Annotated in this window: 19 protein-coding genes and 2 tRNA genes; 2 read left to right on the top strand and 19 right to left on the bottom strand. The window is 72.7% G+C overall.

Annotated elements, in window-relative coordinates; genetic code table 11:
• Positions 1-66: 66 nt before the first annotated feature.
• From AB0424_RS16855 to AB0424_RS16810, 10 genes are all read right to left on the bottom strand, one after another.
• A complete protein-coding gene (locus AB0424_RS16855) occupies positions 67-957 on the bottom strand; it encodes a YceI family protein (protein ID WP_366306032.1) in 891 nt (296 codons plus the stop codon).
• Positions 958-1,045: 88 nt separating this feature from the next.
• Positions 1,046-1,846, bottom strand: coding sequence for an arylamine N-acetyltransferase (locus AB0424_RS16850; RefSeq protein ID WP_366306031.1), 801 nt, complete (start codon positions 1,844-1,846; stop codon positions 1,046-1,048).
• Between the two features lie 155 nt (positions 1,847-2,001).
• Complete coding sequence (locus AB0424_RS16845) at positions 2,002-3,291, bottom strand: MFS transporter (RefSeq protein ID WP_366306029.1); 1,290 nt, start codon at positions 3,289-3,291, stop codon at positions 2,002-2,004.
• Positions 3,292-3,296: 5 nt separating this feature from the next.
• Entirely contained in the window at positions 3,297-3,911 is a 615-nt protein-coding gene (locus AB0424_RS16840; RefSeq protein ID WP_366306027.1) for a helix-turn-helix domain-containing protein, read from the bottom strand.
• A 151-nt stretch (positions 3,912-4,062) separates the two neighbouring features.
• The gene (locus AB0424_RS16835; protein ID WP_366306025.1) at positions 4,063-6,636 is read right to left on the bottom strand and encodes a ComEC/Rec2 family competence protein; all 2,574 of its coding nucleotides are present in this window, start codon (positions 6,634-6,636) and stop codon (positions 4,063-4,065) included.
• Entirely contained in the window at positions 6,633-7,382 is a 750-nt protein-coding gene (locus AB0424_RS16830) for a ComEA family DNA-binding protein (RefSeq protein ID WP_366306023.1), read from the bottom strand. Before AB0424_RS16830 ends, AB0424_RS16835 begins: the two co-directional genes overlap by 4 nt.
• A gap of 561 nt (positions 7,383-7,943) precedes the next feature.
• Positions 7,944-8,789 carry a DegV family protein gene (locus tag AB0424_RS16825; protein WP_366306021.1) on the bottom strand — a complete coding sequence of 282 codons (846 nt, stop codon included), beginning with the start codon at positions 8,787-8,789 and terminating at the stop codon, positions 7,944-7,946.
• Positions 8,790-8,857: 68 nt separating this feature from the next.
• The gene (locus AB0424_RS16820) at positions 8,858-9,577 is read right to left on the bottom strand and encodes a hypothetical protein (RefSeq protein WP_366306019.1); all 720 of its coding nucleotides are present in this window, start codon (positions 9,575-9,577) and stop codon (positions 8,858-8,860) included.
• Positions 9,578-9,700: 123 nt separating this feature from the next.
• Entirely contained in the window at positions 9,701-12,577 is a 2,877-nt protein-coding gene (leuS, locus tag AB0424_RS16815) for a leucine--tRNA ligase (RefSeq protein WP_366306017.1), read from the bottom strand.
• A gap of 275 nt (positions 12,578-12,852) precedes the next feature.
• A tRNA-Ala gene (locus AB0424_RS16810) sits at positions 12,853-12,925 on the bottom strand.
• Positions 12,926-13,049: 124 nt separating this feature from the next.
• Between AB0424_RS16810 and AB0424_RS16805 the strand changes: the two genes are divergently transcribed.
• Positions 13,050-14,270, top strand: a complete 1,221-nt coding sequence (locus AB0424_RS16805; RefSeq protein ID WP_366306015.1) for a glycosyltransferase 87 family protein — start codon at positions 13,050-13,052, stop codon at positions 14,268-14,270.
• Here AB0424_RS16805 and AB0424_RS16800 read toward each other — a convergent pair.
• Both AB0424_RS16800 and AB0424_RS16795 read right to left on the bottom strand, forming a co-directional pair.
• On the bottom strand, positions 14,249-14,482 hold the full coding sequence (locus AB0424_RS16800) for a hypothetical protein (RefSeq protein WP_017239283.1): 234 nt from the start codon (positions 14,480-14,482) through the stop codon (positions 14,249-14,251). The genes AB0424_RS16805 and AB0424_RS16800 overlap by 22 nt on opposite strands.
• 141 nt (positions 14,483-14,623) lie before the next feature.
• Positions 14,624-16,060 carry an MFS transporter gene (locus AB0424_RS16795; protein ID WP_366306013.1) on the bottom strand — a complete coding sequence of 479 codons (1,437 nt, stop codon included), beginning with the start codon at positions 16,058-16,060 and terminating at the stop codon, positions 14,624-14,626.
• A 107-nt stretch (positions 16,061-16,167) separates the two neighbouring features.
• On the opposite strand from AB0424_RS16795, the gene AB0424_RS16790 reads away from it, so the two are divergent.
• Entirely contained in the window at positions 16,168-17,028 is an 861-nt protein-coding gene (locus AB0424_RS16790; RefSeq protein ID WP_366306240.1) for a helix-turn-helix transcriptional regulator, read from the top strand.
• 42 nt (positions 17,029-17,070) lie between these two features.
• Here the strand turns inward: AB0424_RS16790 and AB0424_RS16785 are convergent.
• The 7 genes from AB0424_RS16785 to AB0424_RS16755 form a co-directional block, all read right to left on the bottom strand.
• Positions 17,071-17,143: transfer RNA gene (locus AB0424_RS16785), tRNA-Ala, on the bottom strand.
• Between the two features lie 103 nt (positions 17,144-17,246).
• Positions 17,247-17,900 (bottom strand): histidine phosphatase family protein, encoded by a 654-nt coding sequence (locus AB0424_RS16780; protein WP_366306238.1) that lies wholly within the window; start codon positions 17,898-17,900, stop codon positions 17,247-17,249.
• Entirely contained in the window at positions 17,897-18,364 is a 468-nt protein-coding gene (gene rsfS / locus AB0424_RS16775; protein ID WP_366306011.1) for a ribosome silencing factor, read from the bottom strand. Before rsfS ends, AB0424_RS16780 begins: the two co-directional genes overlap by 4 nt.
• Positions 18,365-18,447: 83 nt before the next feature.
• On the bottom strand, positions 18,448-20,160 hold the full coding sequence (locus AB0424_RS16770; RefSeq protein WP_366306009.1) for an LCP family protein: 1,713 nt from the start codon (positions 20,158-20,160) through the stop codon (positions 18,448-18,450).
• Positions 20,161-20,179: 19 nt separating this feature from the next.
• Complete coding sequence (nadD, locus tag AB0424_RS16765) at positions 20,180-20,800, bottom strand: nicotinate-nucleotide adenylyltransferase (RefSeq protein ID WP_366306007.1); 621 nt, start codon at positions 20,798-20,800, stop codon at positions 20,180-20,182.
• A gap of 52 nt (positions 20,801-20,852) precedes the next feature.
• Positions 20,853-21,014, bottom strand: coding sequence for a hypothetical protein (locus tag AB0424_RS16760; RefSeq protein ID WP_015033566.1), 162 nt, complete (start codon positions 21,012-21,014; stop codon positions 20,853-20,855).
• 83 nt (positions 21,015-21,097) lie between these two features.
• Positions 21,098-21,304: a hypothetical protein gene (locus AB0424_RS16755; RefSeq protein ID WP_366306252.1), complete on the bottom strand. Its 207-nt coding sequence runs from the start codon at positions 21,302-21,304 to the stop codon at positions 21,098-21,100.
• Between the last annotated feature and the right edge of the window lie 12 nt (positions 21,305-21,316).

Here is a 21,316-nt window from a genome sequence, read left to right as displayed (position 1 = left end):
GGACGAGGCGACCGCCGGCGGCGACGGACGCGGGGGCTCCCGCCGAGGCGAGGCGCCGGGGCCTCCTCAGCCCTGCGCCTTCTTGGGGACGATCTGGATGTCGAGGTCGATGCTGATGCTCGACCCGACGGCCGCGATGCCGCGCGCGAGCAGCGTCTGCCAGGTGAGGGTGAAGTCCTCGCGGTGCAGTTCGGTGGTGGCGCGGCAGGCGCCCCGCGTCTCGCCCTCCAGGCCGTTGCCGAGGCCCAGGTATCGGGTGTCCAGCGTGACCGTGCGGCTCACGCCGTGCAGGGTGAGGGCGCCGGTGACGGCCCAGCGGTTGCCGCCGCGGTGGGTGAACCGCTCGCTGAAGAACTCCAGCGTCGGATGGACGCCGACGTCGAGGAAGTCGCCCGAACGCAGGTGGTCGTCGCGCATCTGGACGCCGGTGTCGATGGAGGCCGCGTCGATGACGACGTGCATGGCCGACCGTTCCATGCGGTCGGCGATCCGCACCGCTCCGGCGAAGCCGTTGAACCGGCCGTGGATCCGCGCGAGTCCGATGTGACGGGCGGTGAAACCGATCTGGGAGTGCGCGGGGTCGATCTCCCAGTCGCCCGGCTCCGGCAGCTGGGGCTGCGGGGCGACCTGGAGCAGGACGTCGCCGAGACCGGTGTGGCCGCCCTCGGCGACGACGGCGGAACCGTGGTGCGGCGTGTACCCCTCGGCGGTGACCGCGAGCCGGTACTCGCCCGCGGGCACGGTCGCGAGCGCGGTGCCGTACGGGTCGGTCTCGCCCGCCAGGACCTTGCGGCCCGCGGCGTCGCTGACGACGAACTCGGCCTGGCGGACGGGCTCGTGCACCGGGTCGAGCACCCGGCAGCTCAGCACGCCGGCCGAGGGCGGGACGGCGATACCGGCGAACGGCCCGCCGCGCGCGGCGCCCGCCGCGCGCTTCCCGAAGAGACGGTCCAACATTCTTCACGCACCCCCGTGCGACTCGTTCATCATGCAACGAAGTTGCATTCGATCATCGATGGGGGGTTCGAGGCAAACGAGCCAAGTGTTACCGAGGGTCCGAATTATGCGTTCCGCTTTTCCCCGATCCCTCCCGTACGACCGGGAGCGCGTCCAGCACGATCCCGAACAGGTCCCGGTACGCGTCCCGCACCTCCGCCTCGCTCCCCAGCTCGCGCTCCGTGCGCTCGCCGTGGGCGCGGGTGATCAGCTTCCGGTCGCTGAGGGTGACCCGGCCGTCCTCGGTCAACAGGGAGCAGATGAGCGAGCGCGGGAAGTGGGAGTCGGGCGAGGTCCGGTGGTACCAGGCCCCGGCCGTGAAGTCGGCGAGCTCGCGCGGCCTGGACTCCAGCCGGTACTGCGGCTTGGCGTCCCTCAGCACGTCCAGGTCGCCGTCGGCGGTCTCCGTGATCCGGAAGACACCTCCCGGGTCCTCCTGGTCGTCACGCGAGTCGAAGGCGAGCGGGAAGTGGCTGTGGTCGCCGAACCCGACGTCCGCCAGCCACCTTTCCCCGTCGGCGGTCTCCACCAGCGACGCCATGTGGTCGTACGGGATGCCGGGCCGCCCCTCCGGGCCGATGACCCGTGCCTGCAGCAGCGACACCCGGTAGCCGAGCCCCCGGAGCAGGAGCGCGAAGGTGGTGTTGACCTCGTAGCAGAAGCCACCCCTGCCCGCGCCCACCACCTTGTCGAGCAGGACCTTCTCGTCCAGGACGATGTCCTCGCCGAGGTGGATCGACAGGTTCTCGAACGGCACACGCAGCAGGTGCCGTCGATGCAGCTCCCGCAGCGCGGCGGCGTCCGCCCGCTCCGGCCGCTCCGCCCCGATACGCCGCAGGTAGGCGTCCACTTCGGACGGCCGGGGAACGTAGGGCTCCGCGGGAACAGCACGCGCCGCCGCCGTCGACGCCTCCGAGGGCGCGGATACGGTCGGAGGCGTCGGCGCGGTGGGCGGCGTCTGTGGCGTCGAAGGCGTTGGTGGCGTCGAAGGCGTCGGTGCGGTCGTCATACCGGCAGTCTGCCGGTCGGCTCCTCTTCGGCGGGCATCGTTTTCCCTTCCGCGACGGGAAGTTCCCGCATCCTCGGCAACGGCGAGGGCAGCAGCCACAGGACGGAGAGAACCGCTCCGGCGGTGGCGATCCACAACGTCGGGCGCAGCCCGATCGCGGTGCCGAGCAGGCCGCCGACGAGCGCGCCCAGCGGACGGAATCCGTGGTTGAGCGTCCGGTACGCACCCATGACCCGCGCCCGCACGGCGTCCGGAATCAGCGCCATCTGCAGGGACCCGGCGGAGATGTCGGCGAGCATCACCCCGACGCAGGAGAGGAACTCGGCGACGAACATGACGGCCACCACCAGCGGAAGCGGTCCGTCGGCCAGGGGTATCAGGAGCAGCGGCAGCGTGAATCCGAGGAAGCCGACGACGATCGAGGCCCCGACGCCGATCCTGCGGACGACCGCCCCGCCGCAGGCCGCGCCGAGGAGGCCGCCCACGGCCCCGGCCCCGAGGATCAGGCCGAGCAGCCCGGCGCCGATGCCGAGTTCGGTGGTCGCGTAGAGCACGAAGAGGGTGTGGAACATGTAGTTGAAGAACTGGATGGTGCCGGACGCCGCGAACAGCGCGCGCATCGAGGGCTCCCTCACCACCCAGCGCAGCCCCTCGGTGAAGTGCCCCTTGGCCACGGGGGCCGGCGGGGGCTCGACGGGCCTGATCCGGGCCAGGTACCCGGCGGACACCAGGTAGGTGAGCGCGTCCGCGACCAGGGCGAACGGGGCGGTGAGCACCTGCACGAGGACACCGCCGATCCCGGGACCCGCCAGCCACGCCATCGAACGGCTGCCGTTGACCAGCGCGTTCGCCTGCACGTACTCCTCGGTGGGGACCATCGCCACGAGAAGGGTGGCGTTGCAGACCTCGAAGAGGACGGTGAGCGCCCCGACGCCGAAGGCCACCGCGTACAGCTGGCCGAGCGTCAGCGCGTCCAGGGCGTAGGCCACGGGAAGCGTCAGGACCAGCGCCGCCCGGCCGACGTCGGCGGCGATCATGGCGCGTCTGCGGTGGGCCTGGCGGTCGGCCCAGGCGCCGATCGGCAGGTTGAGCAGGAGGGCGGGCAGCAGTTCGGCCGTCTTGAGCCAGCCCATCGCGGCCGCGTCGGCGCCGAGGATCAGGACGGCGGCGAGCGGGATGGCGATGAGCGAGATCTGGTCCCCGGCGAGGGACACCGTCTGGCCGGTCCAGTAGCGGCGGAAGGTCCGCTCGCGGAGCAGGGCCGGTACGCGTTCCCTGAGGGACATCTCCTTCACTCCTCTTCGCTCTCGGGGACTTCCTGGTCCAGGTGGGCGATCCGCAGGATGCTGACCTGCCGTGCGCCCTCGGGCCTGAGGGACGGGTCGGACCGTCGCTCCTCGTAGGGCCGGAGGAGTGCGTCGATCCGCTCCCCGAGGCCGGTCAGCTCCTCGGGGGTGAGGTAGAGCAGGGTGTCGCCGAACTCCTCGGCCTCCCGCCACTCCCTCGGCAGCCGGTGCCGGTTCTCCATGGCCCGGGTGACCCGCTCGAAGTAGCGCTCGATGACCGCCGCGCTCAGCGCGTCGGCGGCCTCCGCGACCGTCGCGTCCTCGCTGTACTCGGGCCACTCCGTGTACCGCGCCGTGGCCCTCCAGGGCTTCTCCCGCCCCCGCCCGCCCGGCGCCTCCTCCACGAGTCCGTACTTGGCGAGTATCCGCAGGTGGTACGAGCAGCTGGCCACGGACTCCCCGGTCAGCTCGGCCGCCCTGGTGGCGGTGAAGGGCCCGCTGCCGCGCAGCAGCCCCACCAGGGTCATCCGCAGGGGATGGGCATAGGCCCGCAGCGCGCGGGGGTCGGTCAGTCGGATGCTGCGGGGCTGCTCGCCCTCGGAATCGCTGATCTCCGGCATGTTGAAAAGATATCTTTAGAAAGACTCCTTTACAAGCACTCCACCAGCATCTTCCACGACCCGCTCACACCTCCCCCAGCCCCCGCCCCGCCCGACCCCCCACGGCCCTCTCCCCGGCCGGCCCAGTCCCACCCCACCAGCCCCACCCCCGTCACCTCCCCCTCGGCACCGCCACGAGGCCCCGCCCCGAGCCCACCACCGCGATCGCCCCGTCCCGGTCCGTCCGCAGGACCCTCGCGCCGCCCGCCCGCAGTGCCGCGACCGTCCGGGGGGAGGGATGGCCGTACGGGTTGTCCCGCCCCGCCGAGACCAGGGCGAACCGCGGCCGCGCCGCACCCATCAGCGCCGGGTCCTGATGGGCGGACCCGTGGTGCGCGACCTTGAGGACGTCCACCGGCTGAAGGCCGGGGTGCGCGCGCAGCAGCTCCCGTTGCGACGGCGGCTCCAGGTCGCCGAGGAGCAGCAGACTCACCCCGCCGCGGGCCCTGACGAGCAGTGCGACGCTGGCGTCGTTGGGCCCGGCGAGCGCCCCACCGGCCACGGCCGCCCGGGCATCCGCCGGAGGCCAGAGCACGCGCCACTCCAGGGCCCCGACCCGCCGCTCCTCCCCCGGCCCCGCCCTGACCAGGGGAACCCCCGCTGCCGCCGCCGTCCGCCGTACGAACGCCGCCTGCGCCGGCGGCTCTTCGAGGCCCGTCGTCTGGATCGCCCCCACCGCGCGGCCCCGCAGCACGCCCGGCAGCCCGGCCACGTGATCCGCGTGGAAATGGGTGAGCAGCAGCAACGGCACCCGTGCCACGCCGAGTTCCCGCAGACAGCGGTCGACCGACGCGGGGTCGGGCCCCGCGTCCACCACCACCGCGGCGTCCCCACCCGCCGCGAGGACCGTCGCATCCCCCTGCCCCACCTGACACATCGCGAACACCCACCCGGGCGGCGGCCACCCGGTGACCCACCGGGCCAACGGCGCCGGCCGCACCACCGTGACCAGGATCAGTGCCGCGAGGACCACGCCGACCGGCCCCCGGTACGGCAGCCTGCGCGCCCCGACCACCACGAGCGCCGTGAGCAGCGCGAAGACGAGGCCGCCCCACCAGCCGCCGGGCCAGGCCAGTTCGGCACCCGGCAGCGCCGCCCCGCCACGGGCCACCCTCGCGATCCACCCGACAGGCCACCCGGCCGCCCACGCCAGCGCCTCCGCGCCCGTCGCCCACACCGGAGCCAGGGCGAGCGTGGCGAATCCGAGCAGCGTCGCGGGCGCGACCGCCGGCTCGGCGAACAGGTTCGCCGGGATCGCGACCAGGCTCACCCGGGCCGCGAACACCACCACGACCGGCGCACAGACCGCCTGCGCGGCCAGCGCCGCCCCCAGGGCCTCGGCGAGCCGACCGGGCACCCGGCGCTCCCTCAGCACATCGCTCCATCGCGGGGCGACCGTCAGCAGGGAGCCGGTGGCGAGGACGGACAGCAGGAAGCCGTAACTCCGTGCCAGCCAAGGGTCGTAGAGCACCAGCAGAAGGACCGCGGCCGCCAAGGCGGGGATCAGCGACCTGCGCCGGCCGGTTCCGATCGCCAGCAGCGCCACGCCTCCGCAGGCAGCTGCCCGCAGCACGCTGGGATCGGGCCGGCAGACGACCACGAAGGCGATCGTCAGCGCGCCCCCGGCCAGCGCGGTGAGCCGCAGCGACATGCCGAGCCGGGGCGCGAGCCCCTTCCGCTCCACATGGTGCGCCCGTCCCGGACGCCCGATGAGCAGCAGCAGGACGATCGAGAGGTTGCTGCCGGACACCGCGAGCAGGTGGGTGAGGTCGACGGCTTCGAAGGCGTCCCTCAGGTCGGGGCCGATCCGGGAGGTGTCCCCGACCACGAGACCGGGCAGCAGGGCCCGCGCGTCCGGGTCGAGCCCCTCGGTGGCCCTCCGCAGCCCGGCCCGCAGCTCCCCCGCCGTCCGCTGCGACGCGCTCGGCGCTCCGACGATCCGCGGAGGTCCCGCCCGGTCGACCTTGAGTACGGCGGCGAACGGCTCTCCCGGCCGCAGCGGCGGCGCGAGCCGAGCCCCGACCCGCAGCCGGGTCGAGGGAAGCAACCGCAGCCACTCCTCCCGCCCCTCCCCCGGGGGCACGATCAGCAGGACCGGCGCCCTGGTCCGGTGGACCGTGCCGTCCGACCGCTCGACGCGGGTCACCTCCCCGTCCAGGACGACCGAGACGGGCGCCATCGCGTTGCCCCGCACCCGAGGTCTCGTCAGCCGCGGATCGGAGGTCACCGTCACCTCGGCCTGTGCCCGCGCGTACTCCGCCGCCAGCACCGGCACGGGCCCGCGCCTCAGGTCCGCCGCGTGCAGCCCCGCCGACGTGCCCCCGGCCGCCGCACACAGCAGGACCCCGGCGCACGCCGTCCCCCGCAGCCGCCACCCCGGCGAGCGCCACACCCTCCGGCCGGCGGCCGCGGCCGTGCCCGGACTCGTACCGGAGCCTGAGTCTGCGCCGCTACCCGCACAGCCATCCGCACCCTCCTCGGGCGCTCCACCGGCCCGCCGCGCCGCCGCCGATACCGACGCCCACACGGCCGCGGCGCCCATCAGGCAGACCGTCACGCCCGCCACCGTCGACCATCCCGTGGCTCCCACGGCCCAGGCGGCGGCCGCCCAGGCCGCGCCCGCGAGGGGGACGAGCCGGAGATCAAGCGGGCCTTCGCCCTCCCCCGGCCCCGGGGCGGGCCTCATGGCCGCACCAGCGGTTCGAGCTCGGCGAACCGGCGCTCACCGATGCCGTTGACCTCGCGCAGCTCCGCGACGGACCGGAATCCCCCGTGCTCGACGCGATGATCGACGATGTGCTGGGCGAGGACGGGCCCGACCCCGGGCAGCGTGTCGAGCTGTTCGACGGTCGCCGTGTTGAGACTCAGCGGCACGCCCGGCCCGCCCCCGCCACCGGCTCCTCCACTCGCTCCGGCCCCGGCAGCGGCACCGCCGGGCGGCGCTCCGGGCAGACCGACGAGCACCTGCTCCCCGTCGAAGAGGACGCGGGCCCGGTTGAGCGCCGTGAGATCGGCGCCGGGGCGGGCGCCGCCCGCCGCCTCCAGGGCGTCCGCCACCCGCGAGCCGGCCGGGAGGGTCAGCACCCCCGGCCTGAGCACCTTGCCGCCCACGTCGACGACCACCTTCGCCCCGGCCCCCGCGGCGGATGCGGCGGCCGGTCCCTGACCGGTCCCTTCCCCAGGAGCGGCCCGCCCGGCGACAACAGCGCGTCCGGCGGACCCGGTCGACCCGGCACCGCCGGACAGCCCCGCCTCCGCACCCACACCGGCCGTCCGGACCCGATCCCCCGCACCGGCGCGGACGAGCTCCGGGGCCCGCACCGGCTCCGGCCTCCCCATCCAGAAGTAGCCGCCCGCCAGCCCCACGGCCACGACGAGAAGCACCGTCAGCGCGGCCAGGGTCCTCGGTTCGAGCCCGCACCTCGTCTGCACCCACACCGGCGTCCGCTCACGGACGACCGCCGCACCCAGCTTCCACGCCCGCGTCCACACCGGCGCCCCGGGCGGCGACCCCCGCTCCGTCGCCGACGGTTCCTCCGGCTCCTCCGACGGCGCCCACACCAGCCGTGGCGCAGGCCCGGCCGGCGGGAGGAACGGCTGCGGAGAAGACGCCTCCGCGGTGGACGCCTCCGCGGTCTGCGGGACCGCGCCCGGCGGTGCCGTCGCAGGGAACAGGGCCTCCCCACGCCGCCGTACCCCGGCCCCGGGGGCCGCAGCGGCCCTCCCGACCCGGAAGCGCCTCCTGGCCCGGCCAGGGCCCGTGCCGCGCGTCCTGGAGCGGCTCCGGCCGTCCGAGCCGGGCGGCCTGCCGGGGCCACCGGCCGGCGGGCCGGGGCGGGCGGCGGTCCCGACGGCGGTCGATGCGATACCTGTACGAAGAGTCATGATCGTGACGGTAGGAGTCACGACCGGGCCGTGCCGGGATCACTCGTGTTCCGTGGACGGGGCACGAGCTGTGGACAATTCCGTCACCCTCCCGGGGGACGGGCAGGCTCAGCGAGGCGAGACGACCACCGCGAGGAGCCCGGGGCCCGTGTGGGCGCCGATGACCGCACCCACCTCGCTGACCTGGAGTTCCTCGACTCCCGGCACGCGCTCCCTGAGTCGGTCGGCCAGTGCGGCGGCGCGCTCGGGCGCGGAGAGGTGGTGGACGGCGATGTCGACGGCGCCGGAGCCGGCGCGCTCCACGGCGATCTCCTCCAGCCGGGCGATGGCCTTCGAGGCGGTGCGCACCTTCTCCCGCAGCTCGATGCGCCCGCCCTCGAGTTCGAGGAGCGGCTTGACCGCGAGCGCGGAGCCGAGCAGGGCCTGCGCGGTGCCGATGCGTCCGCCGCGGCGCAGATAGTCGAGGGTGTCGACGTAGAAGTAGGCGGAGGTGCCGGCGGCGCGTTTCTCGGCCGCGGCGACCGCCTCGTCGAGCGAACCGCCGGCCTCGGCGACCTCCGCCGCCGCGAGGGCGCAGAAACCCAGCGCCATGCCCATCATGCGGGTGTCGACCACCCGCACGGGCAGCGGTGCGTCCTTCGCCGCCAGGACGGCGGCGTCGTAGGTCCCGGAGACCTCGGCGGAGAGATGGAGCGAGACGACGCCCGTCGCCCCGGCCTCGGCCGCCGCGCGGAACGCGGCGGCGAACACTTCGGGGTTGGGGCGCGAGGTGGTGACGGGCCGCCGCTTCTGCAGGGCCTCGGCGAGGGCCACGGCCGAGACCTCGGTGCCTTCTTCGAGGGCGCGGTCGCCGATGACGACGGTCAGCGGGACCGTGGTGATCGCGTGCCGCTCTCTCGTCTGGCGTGGCAGGTAGGCCGTGGAATCGGTGACGATCGCGACATGCCGGGACATGAGCGGGAGGTTACCCGCAGCTGCCGCCGCGCGGCAGCCCGGCCCCCCTCGCCGCTCGGGTCGCCGTGTCAGGTGGTCGTCTCGGGCCGGGCGGTCTTCTCCCAGGGGTAGGCGGTCCGCCGGGGATCGGGCGCCGTGATCGCGGGCTGGTCGCCTCCGGTCGTCGTCCCGTGAGCGGCGGCCTCTCCGTGCCGCGGGGCACCGGGGGCGGAGCCCTGGGTACCCGGCGCCGCGGAGTCCGGCACGGTCCAGTGGCGCAGGGCTCCCGCCTCGACGTCGATCTGGGCGCTGAGCGTGGACAGGTCGTCCTCGGCGAACCGGACGGCCCGGTCGCGGGCCGCGCGGCGCAGCGCGTCGGCGGAGCCGGTGATCCGCTCGGTCCGGGCGGCGACCTCGGGGAGCTGCCCGGCGACCCAGGCCCGGTCGGGCTCCCGCTCCAGCCGCTTGAGGTCCCCGTCCAGTTCGAGACCGTGTGCGCTGAGCCGGTGGAAGAGGTCGAGGGACTCCTTCAGCGAGGCGTCCTCGACGGCGCCCGCCTGCAGCGCCTCCTGGGTGGCGCGCATCGAGGTGCGCAGGGTGAGCCGCAGCCGCGCGAGTTCGCTCGCGACCCCGGCCTGGCCGAAGCTCTTGGCCCGCAGCGTGGTGTCCTCGACCGTGCGCCGGGCCTGGTCGAGGGTGCGGTCCACTCCGCGCTTGGCGGCCTTCGCGACCTTCACCGTGGCGTACACCCCGAGCGCCACGAAGGCGAAGAAGAGCAGCGCCATGATCGTGATAATCGTGGCTTCCATGTGCGCCCCTCCGGCGTCCGTCGTCATCCCCACGACTGTGGTTCTTCCACGGTAAACGGAACAGGCAGGCCGGGGGTTCCATCGGAACCCCCAACCTGCCCGTAGGGGAAACCCCTATGTGCGTCAGCCGGCGACGATGTTGACCAGCTTCGGCGCGCGCACGATCACCTTGCGGATCTGTGCGCCGCCCAGCGCCGCGACCACGTGCGGGTCGGCCAGCGCCAGCGTCTCCAGCTCGGCGTCGGTGATCGCCGGGGAGACCTCCAGGCGGGCCCTGACCTTGCCCTTGATCTGCACGACGCAGGTCACGGTCTCGTCGACGACGTACGCCGGGTCGGCGACCGGGAAGTCCTGGTGGACGACCGACTCGGTGTGGCCCAGTCGGCGCCACAGCTCCTCGGAGATGTGCGGGGCCAGCGGGGCGACCAGCAGGACCAGCTGCTCGGCGACCGGCCGGGAGATCGCTCCGCCGACCTTGGTCAGGTGGTTGTTCAGCTCGGTGATCTTGGCGATGGCGGTGTTGAAGCGCATGGCCGCCATGTCCTGCGAGACGCCGTCGATCGCCTTGTGCAGGGCGCGCAGGGTGTCCTCGTCGGGCGCGGCGTCGACGACGGTGACCTCGCCGGTCGCCTCGTCGACGATGTTGCGCCACAGGCGCTGCAGCAGGCGGTACTGGCCGATGACCGCGCGCGTGTCCCAGGGGCGGGAGACGTCCAGCGGGCCCATCGCCATCTCGTACAGGCGCAGCGTGTCGGCGCCGTACTCGGCGCAGATCTCGTCGGGCGTCACCGCGTTCTTCAGGGACTTGCCCATCTTGCCCAGGACGCGGCTGACCTTCTCGCCCTGGTACCAGAAGCCGCCGTCGCGCTCCTCGACCTCGGCCGCCGGCACGGCGATCCCGCGCGCGTCCCGGTAGACGAACGCCTGGATCATGCCCTGGTTGTACAGCTTGTGGAACGGCTCGGCCGAGGAGATGTGGCCCAGGTCGAACAGCATCTTGGACCAGAAGCGCGCGTACAGCAGGTGCAGCACGGCGTGCTCGGCGCCGCCGACGTACAGGTCGACGCCACCGGTCGGCATGCCCTCGCGCGGGCCCATCCAGTACTGCTCGACGGCCGGGTCGACCAGCTGCTCGGAGTTGTGCGGGTCCAGGTAGCGCAGCTCGTACCAGCAGGAGCCGGCCCAGTTGGGCATGGTGTTGGTCTCGCGGCGGTAGCGGCGCGGGCCGGCGCCGTCGCCCAGGTCCAGGGTGACGTTGACCCAGTCCTCGTTGCGGGACAGCGGGGTCTCGGGCCGGGTGTCGGCGTCGTCCGGGTCGAAGGTGCGCGGCGAGTAGTCCTCGACCTCGGGCAGCTCCAGCGGCAGCATCGACTCGGGCAGCGAGTGGGCGACGCCGTCCTCGTCGTAGACGATCGGGAAGGGCTCGCCCCAGTACCGCTGGCGGCTGAACAGCCAGTCGCGCAGTCGGAAGTTGACGGTGCCCTCGCCGATGCCGCGGTCGGCCAGCCAGGCGGTGATCTTCGCCTTGGCGTCGACGACGCCCAGGCCGTCCAGGGAGATCTCGTCGTTGGCGGAGTTGACCAGCTTCGCCTCGTAGGAGGCGAAGGCGTCGTCCCACGCGGCCGGGTCGGTGCCGCGGTCGTCGGAGGGCTCCACGACGCAGCGCATCGGCAGCTCGAAGGCGCGCGCGAAGGCGAAGTCGCGGGTGTCGTGCGCCGGGACGGCCATGATGGCCCCGGTGCCGTAGCCCATCAGGACGTAGTCGGCGATGAAGACGGGGACCTGCTCGCCGCTGACCGGGTTGGTCGCGTAGGCGCCGGTGAAGACGCCGGTCTTGTCCTTGGCCTCGGCCTGGCGCTCGACGTCGGACTTGGAGGCGGCCTGCTTGCGGTAGGCGTCGACGGCCTCGGACGGGGTGGCGTGTCCGCCGGTCCACACGTCGTGGGTGCCCTCGGGCCAGGCGGCCGGGACGATCTTCTCGACCAGGTCGTGCTCGGGGGCCAGGACCATGTAGGTGGCGCCGAACAGGGTGTCCTGGCGGGTGGTGAAGACGGTGATCGCACCGGTCTCGCCGACCTGGAAGTCGACGCGGGCGCCCTCGGAGCGGCCGATCCAGTTCCGCTGCTGCAGCTTGATGGCCTCGGGCCAGTCCAGCCCGTCCAGGTCGTCCAGCAGGCGGTCCGCGTAGGCGGTGATCCGCATGTTCCACTGGCGCAGCTTGGACTTGAAGACGGGGAAGTTGCCGCGCTCGGAGCGTCCGTCGGCGGTGACCTCCTCGTTGGCCAGGACCGTGCCCAGGCCGGGGCACCAGTTGACGGGCGCCTCGGAGGCGTACGCCAGGCGGTACTCGCCCAGGATGTCGGAGCGCTCGGAGGCGGTCAGCTCGCTCCACGCGCGCGTGGAGCCGGGGATCTCACGCGTGCCGTTCTCGAACTGCTCGATCAGCTCGGCGATCGGACGGGCCTTGCGGGCCTCGTCGTCGTACCAGGAGTTGAAGATCTGCAGGAAGATCCACTGGGTCCACTTGTAGTACTCGGGGTCGATCGTGGCGAACGACCGGCGCTTGTCGTGGCCCAGGCCCAGCCGGCGCAGCTGGACCTTCATGTTCTCCATGTTGGCCTCGGTGGACACGCGCGGGTGCGTGCCCGTCTGCACGGCGTACTGCTCGGCCGGCAGGCCGAAGGCGTCGAAGCCCAGGGTGTGCAGCACGTTGTGGCCGGTCATGCGCGCGTGGCGGGCGAAGACGTCCGTCGCGATGTAGCCCAGCGGGTGGCCGACGTGCAGGCCCGCACCCGAGGGGTACGGGAACATGTCCATGATGAACTTCTTGGGCTGCGCGGCGACCGCGGCGTCGCCCGCCAGGTCACCGGTGGGGTTCGGCGCCTCGTAGGTGCCCTCGGCGTCCCAGAAGTCCTGCCAGCGTGCCTCGATGTCGGCGGCCATGGCTGCCGTGTAGCGATGCGGGGCCGCCGTCTCGGCGGCCGTATTGATCTCGGTCATGGTCCTTGAAGCTCCATCGATCGTCTCTGCCCACGGCCACTTACTGGCGAAATGAAAAATCCCCTCGCACAGGAGGGGATGCCGCGCCGACTCCGACAGGATGTCCGTCACCCGTCGGGACTGGTCAGCGCGGCTCGATAAGCAGGAGGCGTACGGCACGCATGGCGCCAGGGTACCGCAGGGGCCGCGGGGGCCGCACCGGCGTTCCAAGGGCGGACGCGGGAGGGTAACGAAGAAGCGGGCCACCCGATTCGGGTGGCCCGCTTTCTTTTCTGTGGAGCTAAGGAGAATTGAACTCCTGACCTCCTGCATGCCATGCAGGCGCTCTACCAACTGAGCTATAGCCCCTTGCTGTTTTCCGTCTCCGTTTCGGTTTCCCTCGCGGCGACAGACAGAACATTAACCGGCTCCCGGCCAGATCTCCAAATCCATTCATCGGACCCCTCCGACCTGCCGGGTAGGGTCGCCGACTGTGTCCGTCTCCGTGCTCTCCCGAACCCGCGCCCGGCCCTGGCCCCTGGTCACCGCCGCGGCGGTCTGTCTCCTCTCGTTCGCCGCCTTCTGGGTGGCGCAACGCCTCGCCCACGTGAACATGCTCGACGTGATGGTCTACCGGGCCGAGGGCGAGACCGTGCGGGCGGGCGGCGACCTGTACGCGATGCGCGCCACGTCCGCCAACCTGGGCATGACCTATCCGCCCTTCGCGGCGCTGGTCTTCGTGCCGCTGACCCTGGTGAGCGTCCCGCTGATGCGCACGCTGAGCACCGCGGGCAACCTTCTCCTGGTCGTCGCCCTGGTCCAGCTGTCGCTCCAGCTGGTGCGGCCGTCGCTGTCCCGTGCGGACCTGTGGCGCACGACCCTGTGGGTCGCGGCGGCCGTGGTCTGGTGCGAGCCGGTGTGGACGACGCTGCGCTACGGCCAGATCAACCTGCTGATAGCGGTGGCGGTGCTCTGGGACCTCACCCGCCGGGAGGGGAGCCGCTGGGCGGGTCTGGGCATCGGTCTGGCGACCGCGGTGAAGCTCACACCGGGTCTCTTCGTGGTCCTGCTGCTCGCCGCCGGCCTGCTGCTGTGGCGCCGGGACCGGAGCTGGAACCGGTGGCTGCGCACGGCGGTGACGGCGACCGGGGTCTTCCTGGGCACCACACTGGCCGTGGCGGTGGCCCTGCCGGCGGACTCGAAGCGGTTCTGGACGGAGACGCTGTTCGAGACGGGGCGGGTCGGCTTCGCCGAGGAGACCGCCAACCAGTCCATCCGCGGCGTCCTGGCCCGGCTGATGCACACCGACGACCCGGGTATGTGGTGGGCCGTGACGGCGGCCGTCCTGGGCGGCGCAGCCATGGTCCTCGCGGTGCGGGCCGCGGTGCGGGGCGACAAGGCGGTGGCCGTGCTCGTCTGCGCGTTCACGGCCCTGATGATCAGCCCGATCTCGTGGTCCCACCACTGGGTCTGGTGCGTGCCGTTGCTGATCCTCCTGGCGGACCGCGCCACGCGCGTGTGGCAGGTGACCGGAGGGGTCGCCCTGGTCTTCGTCTCGTTCGCGCTGTGGTGGGTCCCGCACGACCCGGGCCGTCCCGAACTGGACCAGAACGCGGGCCAGATGCTGCTCTCCGCCGTCTACCCGCTGACGGCGACGGCGCTGCTGGTGGGTTACGCGCTGACGCTGCGGCGTCAGGCGGTGGCGAAGGAGTAGAACCGCTTGAGGGTGCAGTGCTCGTCCAGGAGCCGGCCGTAGATCGGCTCGCCCTCCAGCTCGCGGTAGGTCTCGATCGGGTCGCCTTTTATGATCAGCGCCCGCGCGCACTCCTCGCACCAGTACTGGAACCCGGTGTTGACGGGGTCCATGTCCCGCACGATGGGCGTGCCGCTGCCGCACCAGTCGCACTTCCGCCTGTGTGCACCCACTCGATCAGCTCCAGACGTGGCCGCAGGCCGTGCACCCATAGGACACCCCGCCGTTGCCGCCGAGCATTTGGGTCACACCCTCCCGTCCGGAGCCTCGTCCCCCTCCGGCCGTCCCGATTCTGCCATGGCCCCGCAAGAGGGTCAGCGTGCTCGGCGAGGCAGCCCCGCGGAGGCCGCGCCGAGCACCGAGGCGGCGGCCAGGGCGAGGACGGTCACCCACAGCGCGTCGGCGGAACTCCGTGCTCCGGGACCGTCGAGCCGCCCCAGGAAGAGGGTGCCGAACGTGGCGACGCCGATGAGCTGGCCGAGCTGGGTGACGGTGGCCAGCAGTCCGCTGGCGTCGGCCGCGTCCTCGGCCCGTACGGTGGCCAGCGCGCCCGTCAGGGCCGGGCTGAAGGCCAGCGAGATCCCCGCACCGAGGGCGCCCAGGGCCGGGTAGAGGCCCCAGCCGCCCGCGGTTCCGTCGTGGAGCAGCCCGCCGACGGCGAGCGCGGACACGGCCGCGAGGAGGAATCCGCCCGGGACGAGCGCCCGCCGCAGCCGGGGCGGGCAGCGCCGCCAGGTCAGTCCGACGGCGCCGAAGACCACGGCGGCGGGCCCGAAGGTGAGTCCCGCGCGCAGGGCGCTGTGGCCGAGCCCGCCCTGCAGGTGCAGGGTGAGGGTGAACAGGAAGCCCGCGTTGACGCCCATGGCCACGGTGATCCACAGGACGGCCCGCCCCATGCCGGGGATGCGCAGGACCCGCGGGGCGATGAGCGGCGCGCCGCCCCGGCGGGCGAGGCCCGACTCGTACCCGCCGAAGACCGCGAGGAACACCAGGGACCCGCCCAGGGAGAGCCAGGACCACAGCGGCCAGTCCTGCTCCTGTCCGAGGACCAGGGGGACGGTCAGCAGGGACACGGCGGCCGCGAGCAGCAGCAGGCCCGGCAGGTCGAGGGCACGCGCCCGCGTGGGCGTGCCGTGGGCGTCGCGGGGCAGGACCCGGGCGCCGAGGACGAGCAGGACGAGCCCGATCGGGACGTTGACGAGGAAGACCGGCCGCCAGCCCGTGCCGAGGAGGTCGGCGCTCACCAGGACGCCGCCGACGACCTGGCCGGCGGCGGCGCCGGTGGCCAGGACCGCCGCGTAGGCGCTGAGGGCCCGCACCCGGCGCTCGCCGGTGAAGTTGCGCTGGATGAGGCTGAGCACCTGCGGGATCATCAGGGCGGATCCGGCGCCCTGCACGAGCCGGAAGGCGATCAACTGGCCCGTTCCGGCGGCGAGTCCGCAGGCGAGCGAGGCGGCGGTGAAGAGGGCGAGGCCGGCGAGGTACATCCGGCGGTGGCCGAGCCGGTCGCCGAGGCGGGCTCCCGTGATCAGCAACACCGCGTAGGCGATGGTGTATCCGGCGATGACCAGCTGGAGTTCGGCTCCGGAGGCGGCGAGTTCGGCGCGGATGGTGGGGGCGGCGACGTTGACGATGAAGACGTCGAGGAGTGCCATGAACTGGGCGGCGAGCACCACGCCGAGCAGTACTCCGGGGCGGTTGTCGGTGCCTCGGTCTTTACTGGGTGCGGGACGTGTCGTGGTCGAGGTCATGCGTCGAGCGTGGCGGCGATCCGATACGGGTAACGAGAGCCCGCTGATGCTGGTACTGACAGCACCTGGCAACGGCGGCAAGGGGACTCGACCATGGGGGTGTGACGATGGTGGCAGGAGTACCGACGCAGCGGCGCCGACGGCCGGAACTGGCCGCGTTCCTGCGCAGCCGCCGGGCCAGGGTGACGCCGGAGGACGTGGGCATGCCGCCGGGCCTCCGCCGCCGCACACCGGGGCTCCGCCGCGAGGAGGTCGCCCAGCTCTCCGGGGTCGGTGTCACCTGGTACACCTGGCTGGAACAGGGCCGCCCGATCAACGCCTCCGCGCAGGTGCTCGACGCGGTGGCCCGCACGCTCCGGCTCGACCGCCCCGAGCGCGAGCACCTCTACCACCTCGCCGAGGTGCCCTACGCGCCGGACCGGGCCGCCGCGGACGCCGAGGTGGTCAGCCCGGAGATCCAGGGGATCCTCGACGCCCTGGACCCCCATCCCGCGGTGCTCTACAACGCGCGGTACGACGTGCTCGCGACCAACACCATGTACGAGCGGCTGCTGATGCAGGACGGACAGGGCCTGGACACCGGCCCGTTCGGCATACGCAACGTCCTGTGGGCCCTCTTCACCGTGCCCGGCCCCAAGTGCCCCGTGGTCGACCGCAAGCGGGAGCTGCCGCTGATGGTGGCCCAGCTGCGGGGCGCGTACGGGCGCCATGTGGGCGAGCCCGCCTGGGAGGAGTTCGTACGGCGCCTCGCGGAGGCCAGCGGCGAGTTCGCCCGGCTCTGGCGGAGCGGCGACGTGGTCCCGCCGGGCACCCGGGTGAAGACCTTCCGTCACGAGCGGGTGGGCGAGGTCCGGTTGACCTCGGTCTCCCTCTCGGTCAACGGGATGCCGGAGTGCCGGATCGTGGCCTACACGCCGAACGACGAGGAGAGCCGTATCGGGATCCAGTCCCTGCGCGACGGCGCATGACGACGAATCCCGCCCTCTGATGAGGACGGGATCCTGTGATTGTGGAGCTAAGGAGAATTGAACTCCTGACCTCCTGCATGCCATGCAGGCGCTCTACCAACTGAGCTATAGCCCCTCGTGTTCTTCCGTTCCCTGCGCTCTGCGCTGCGAACAAGAAGAACTCTAGCCTGTGACCTGCCGGAAAGTGAAATCCGGGTCCGACAGGCAGGCCGTCGGCATCAGTCGTCGTCGCCGAGGACCGGCTCGGGCAGCGTGCCGGCGTTGTGCTCCATGAGACGCCAGCCGCGCGCGCCCTCGCCGAGGACCGACCAGCAGCAGTTGGAGAGGCCGCCCAGACTTTCCCAGTGCCGCGCCTCCAGACCGAGCAGCCGGCCGATGGTGGTGCGGATCGTGCCGCCGTGGCTCACCACGACGAGAGTGCCGTCCTCGGGCAGCTTGTCCGCGTGACCGAGGACCACCGGAGCGGCCCGGTCGGCCACCTCGGTCTCCAGCTCGCCGCCGCCGCGGCGCACGGGCTCGCCGCGCTTCCACGCGGCGTACTCCTCGCCGTACCGCGCGACGATCTCGTCGTGGGTCAGCCCCTGCCACTCCCCCGCGTACGTCTCGCGCAGCGCGGAGTCGTGGACGACGGTGTGGCCGGTGAGCTCGGCGAGCTCGGCGGCGGTGGCCGCCGCCCGCTTCAGGTCGGAGGCCACGATGGCGTCCGGCTTCAGCGCGGCGAGCAGCCGGGCGGCGCGGCGCGCCTGTCCGACGCCGGTCTCCGTCAGCTCGATGTCGGTCGAGCCCTGGAAGCGGCGCTCCAGGTTCCAGGAGGTCTGGCCGTGACGCCAGAGGACGATGCGGCGGCCGCTGCCGCCCTTGGTCGTGCTCAGCTCAGCTCACCGTCCACCTCGTCGGGCAGCCCGGCGGCGTGGTCGGACATGTCGACGCCGGTCAGGGCGGCGTGCTCGGCGCCCTTGCCGCGGGTCTTCTGCGCGTCCTCGGGCAGGGCCAGCTCGGGGCAGTCCTTCCAGAGGCGCTCCAGGGCGTAGAAGACGCGCTCCTCGCTGTGCTGGACGTGGACGACGATGTCGACGTAGTCCAGCAGGATCCAGCGCGCGTCGCGGTCGCCCTCACGGCGGACCGGCTTGGCGCCGAGCTCCTTGTTGAGACGCTCCTCGATCTCGTCGACGATCGACTTGACCTGGCGGTCGTTGGGCGCGGAGGCGAGCAGGAAGGCGTCGGTGATCGACAGCACGTCGCTGACGTCGTACGCGATGATGTCGTGCGCGAGCCGGTCTGCGGCCGCCTGGGCGGCAGTGTTGACGAGCTCGATGGAACGGTCCGTGGCGGTCACAAGCAGGCTTTCGTCGGCGGTCAGGTACCCCTCCAGGGTCTCACGGACCGCCGACGACCCCGCCAGCGAATTCCCGGGCGTCGCTACGAGGCTCCCGGCACCTTGTAGTCCCGGCCCAGGATCACGGTGACCGAGGCGCCTCCGACCAGCCGGCCCTTGGTGACCGAGCCGACGGGCAGGCCCAGCGTCTTGGCCACCTCGACCGCCGTGGGCTTCTGGGCGTCGTCACCGTAGACGACCTGCGACTTCTCCTGGGCGGGGGCCGTGGCGCCGCCCACGAAGGCGTAGCCGCCGTTGATCAGGACGACCCGGGCGGCCTCCGTGGCGTCCTTGCCGGAACCGTCCCGCACCGAGACCCGGGGGACGTCGCCCGCCTCGGGGGCGGTGACCTTTCCGCCGAGGATGTCCTTCACCACACTGGCGCTGGCGCTCTCGGAGAGCGATCCGTCCTGCCCGACGGGGAGCACGGCCGTCTTGTAGTCGCCGATCTTGGCGTGCTCGGCGAGCTTGGCCAGGGAGGCGGCGAGGTCCTTCTCCGGGAGGGAGGGGTCGAGGATCTGCTGGAGCGTCTCGACCGTGACCGTGGCGACCTCCGGGTCGGAGGAGATCTTGCGCAGGACCCCGTACATGACCTGGCCGAAGCGCTGGAGCTGCTTGGCCTCGGCCTCGCCGGGCGCCCGGTAGGTGGCGTAGGCGACGGCGGCGCGGCCGTTCAGGGTCTGCTTCTCGCCCTTCCTGACGAGCGGCTCGGCACCCTTCCTGGTGTCGGGCACGTCCGTGTCGGTGTCCGCCTCGATGCTGCTGACGGCCTCGACGAGGTTCTCCAGGAACGGAGTGTCCAGCCGCCAGGTGCCGGTGATCTTCGTGCCGAGGAGGTTGTCGATCGCCTCCCTGGTACCGCCGGAGCCGTCCTCCTCGACCGACTTGGCGAGGGTGGTCGCGGCTCCTTCGTCGTCGGCGACCACGAGCGCGTTGGGGATCAGGATCGTGGTGCCCTGGCGGGTGGTCGTGTTGTCCACCAGCAGCGCCGTGGAGGTGCCGCCGCTCTTGAGGTCGTGGAGGTGGACGACGATCGTGTCGCGCTTCTGCGGGCCGGTCGCGGTGCCGCCCTTCTGCTCCGGGGCGGAGGTGCCCGGCAGCTTGCCCGCGGACCAGAGGTAGCCGACTCCGCCGACGACGGCGAGCACGAGGACGACGACGAGCGCGACGATCCTGTTGCGGCCGCGGCGCCTGGCCTCCTCGCGCCGCTCCGAGCGGCTCTCGGTGAACTTGAGCCAGTCGATGACGTCCTCGGAGTCCTCGTCGGGCTCCTCGATGAACGAGAACTGCTCGGTGCGGTACTCCCGGTCACCGTCGCCCTGCCGCGGCATCGCGGGGCGCTCGGGGGCGGGGCGCTGGCCGGGGACGCCGGCCGGGGCGGCCACGGGAGCGGCAGGCGGCGCGGGGGCCGCGGGCGCGGCCTGGGCCGGCGCGGGTGCCGGGGCGGGTTCGGCCTGGGCGGCCCACTGCTGCCCGGTGTCGTAGGTCGGGTAGGCGTAGCCCTGCTGCCCGTACGGGTCGTGCTGCGGCTCGTACGGCGACTGCTGCGGCTGCTGCGCCGGTGGCTGCTGCGGCTGCCCCTGCTGGGCGTAGGGGTCGTAGCCGTACGCCTGCTGGGGCTGCTGGGGCTGCTGCCCGCCGGCGTAAGGGTCGTAGTGCTGCGCGGGCTGCTGGTACACCGGCTGCCCGTACTCGTCGTAGCCGATGATCTGCGGCTGCGGATAGTACGGGTCGTACGGGTGCTGCTGGTCGTTCACCGGTGCCCCTCCCCGAGGCTCACTCGCCGCGGTACAACTGGCGCTTGTCGATGTAGCGCACCACGCCGTCCGGCACCAGGTACCAGACGGGATCGCCCTGCGCGACCCTCGCCCGACAGTCAGTGGACGAGATGGCGAGCGCGGGAACCTCGACCAGCGAGACCCCGCCCTTGGGCAGTCCGTCGTCGGTGAGGTCGTGGCCCGGCCGGGTGACGCCGATGAAGTGGGCGAGCGAGAAGAGCTCCTCGGCGTCGCGCCAGGTGAGGATCTGTGCCAGCGCGTCGGCGCCGGTGATGAAGAAGAGGTCCGAGTCGCTGTTGAGGGAGCGCAGGTCCCGCAGGGTGTCGATGGTGTACGTCGCGCCGCCGCGGTCGATGTCGATGCGGCTGACCGAGAACTGCGGGTTGGACGCGGTGGCGATGACCGTCATCAGGTAGCGGTCCTCGGCGGCCGAGACGACCTTGTGGCTCTTCTGCCACGGCTCCCCGGTCGGCACGAACACCACCTCGTCCAGGTGGAACAGGGCGGCCACCTCGCTCGCCGCCACCAGGTGTCCGTGGTGGATCGGGTCGAAGGTTCCGCCCATCACGCCGACTCGGCGCTTCGCGCGCGTGCCAGTAGGCACTTCCTGCTCTCCCATGCGTGCAGAGCCTACTGGCACGTCGGCGGACGCCGGATCGGTGGTCGCCGGATCAGCGGTCGCGGTTGAAGCGGGTGGTGATCCACAGCAGCAGGAGCAGGGCACCGAAGGCGCCGAAGCCGGTGAGGTAGGGGCTGAGGCTGTCGTGGTTGCCGCCGTGCTCGGCGCCCTCGGCGAGAGTGACCAGGTTGGCGGCGGTGCTGTGGAGGCTCATCTTCAGCAGACCTATCGATCGGGGATGGGAGCGGAGACTTCGCGCACATCGTATGCGGGCCGTCCGGACCGTCTCACGCCGACTCAGGCGTTGGCGTCACGGTCCGTGTCGCCGCTCGTACCCCGACCGGCGCCGTCGGCGGTGTCGCCGTCGTCGGTGCGGTAGCCGCGCAGCAGGAACCAGGCGAGCAGCGCGCCGCCCACGATCGACACGAGCAGCACGATCCGGAGCGTGTCGCCCGGCCCTTCGGCGGCGGCTGCGGCGAGCAGGGCGTCTGCGGTGTCCGGCATGTCGGTCGTGCT

It is taken from the genome of Streptomyces sp. NPDC051180 (assembly GCF_040689545.1).
In the GTDB taxonomy this organism is placed as follows: Bacteria; Actinomycetota; Actinomycetes; order Streptomycetales; family Streptomycetaceae; genus Streptomyces.
This window is presented reverse-complemented; position numbering and strand designations above follow the sequence as displayed.

Coding starts and splice junctions, on each gene's coding strand:
- AB0424_RS16855 (WP_366306032.1), bottom strand. CDS start 957: ATGTTGGACCGTCTCTTCGGGAAGCGCGCGGCGGGCGCCGCGCGCGGC.
- AB0424_RS16845 (WP_366306029.1), bottom strand. CDS start 3,291: ATGTCCCTCAGGGAACGCGTACCGGCCCTGCTCCGCGAGCGGACCTTC.
- AB0424_RS16840 (WP_366306027.1), bottom strand. CDS start 3,911: ATGCCGGAGATCAGCGATTCCGAGGGCGAGCAGCCCCGCAGCATCCGA.
- AB0424_RS16835 (WP_366306025.1), bottom strand. CDS start 6,636: ATGAGGCCCGCCCCGGGGCCGGGGGAGGGCGAAGGCCCGCTTGATCTC.
- AB0424_RS16825 (WP_366306021.1), bottom strand. CDS start 8,789: ATGTCCCGGCATGTCGCGATCGTCACCGATTCCACGGCCTACCTGCCA.
- AB0424_RS16820 (WP_366306019.1), bottom strand. CDS start 9,577: ATGGAAGCCACGATTATCACGATCATGGCGCTGCTCTTCTTCGCCTTC.
- leuS (WP_366306017.1), bottom strand. CDS start 12,577: ATGACCGAGATCAATACGGCCGCCGAGACGGCGGCCCCGCATCGCTAC.
- AB0424_RS16795 (WP_366306013.1), bottom strand. CDS start 16,060: ATGACCTCGACCACGACACGTCCCGCACCCAGTAAAGACCGAGGCACC.
- AB0424_RS16790 (WP_366306240.1), top strand. CDS start 16,168: ATGGTGGCAGGAGTACCGACGCAGCGGCGCCGACGGCCGGAACTGGCC.
- nadD (WP_366306007.1), bottom strand. CDS start 20,800: ATGGGAGAGCAGGAAGTGCCTACTGGCACGCGCGCGAAGCGCCGAGTC.
- AB0424_RS16760 (WP_015033566.1), bottom strand. CDS start 21,014: ATGAGCCTCCACAGCACCGCCGCCAACCTGGTCACTCTCGCCGAGGGC.
- AB0424_RS16755 (WP_366306252.1), bottom strand. CDS start 21,304: ATGCCGGACACCGCAGACGCCCTGCTCGCCGCAGCCGCCGCCGAAGGG.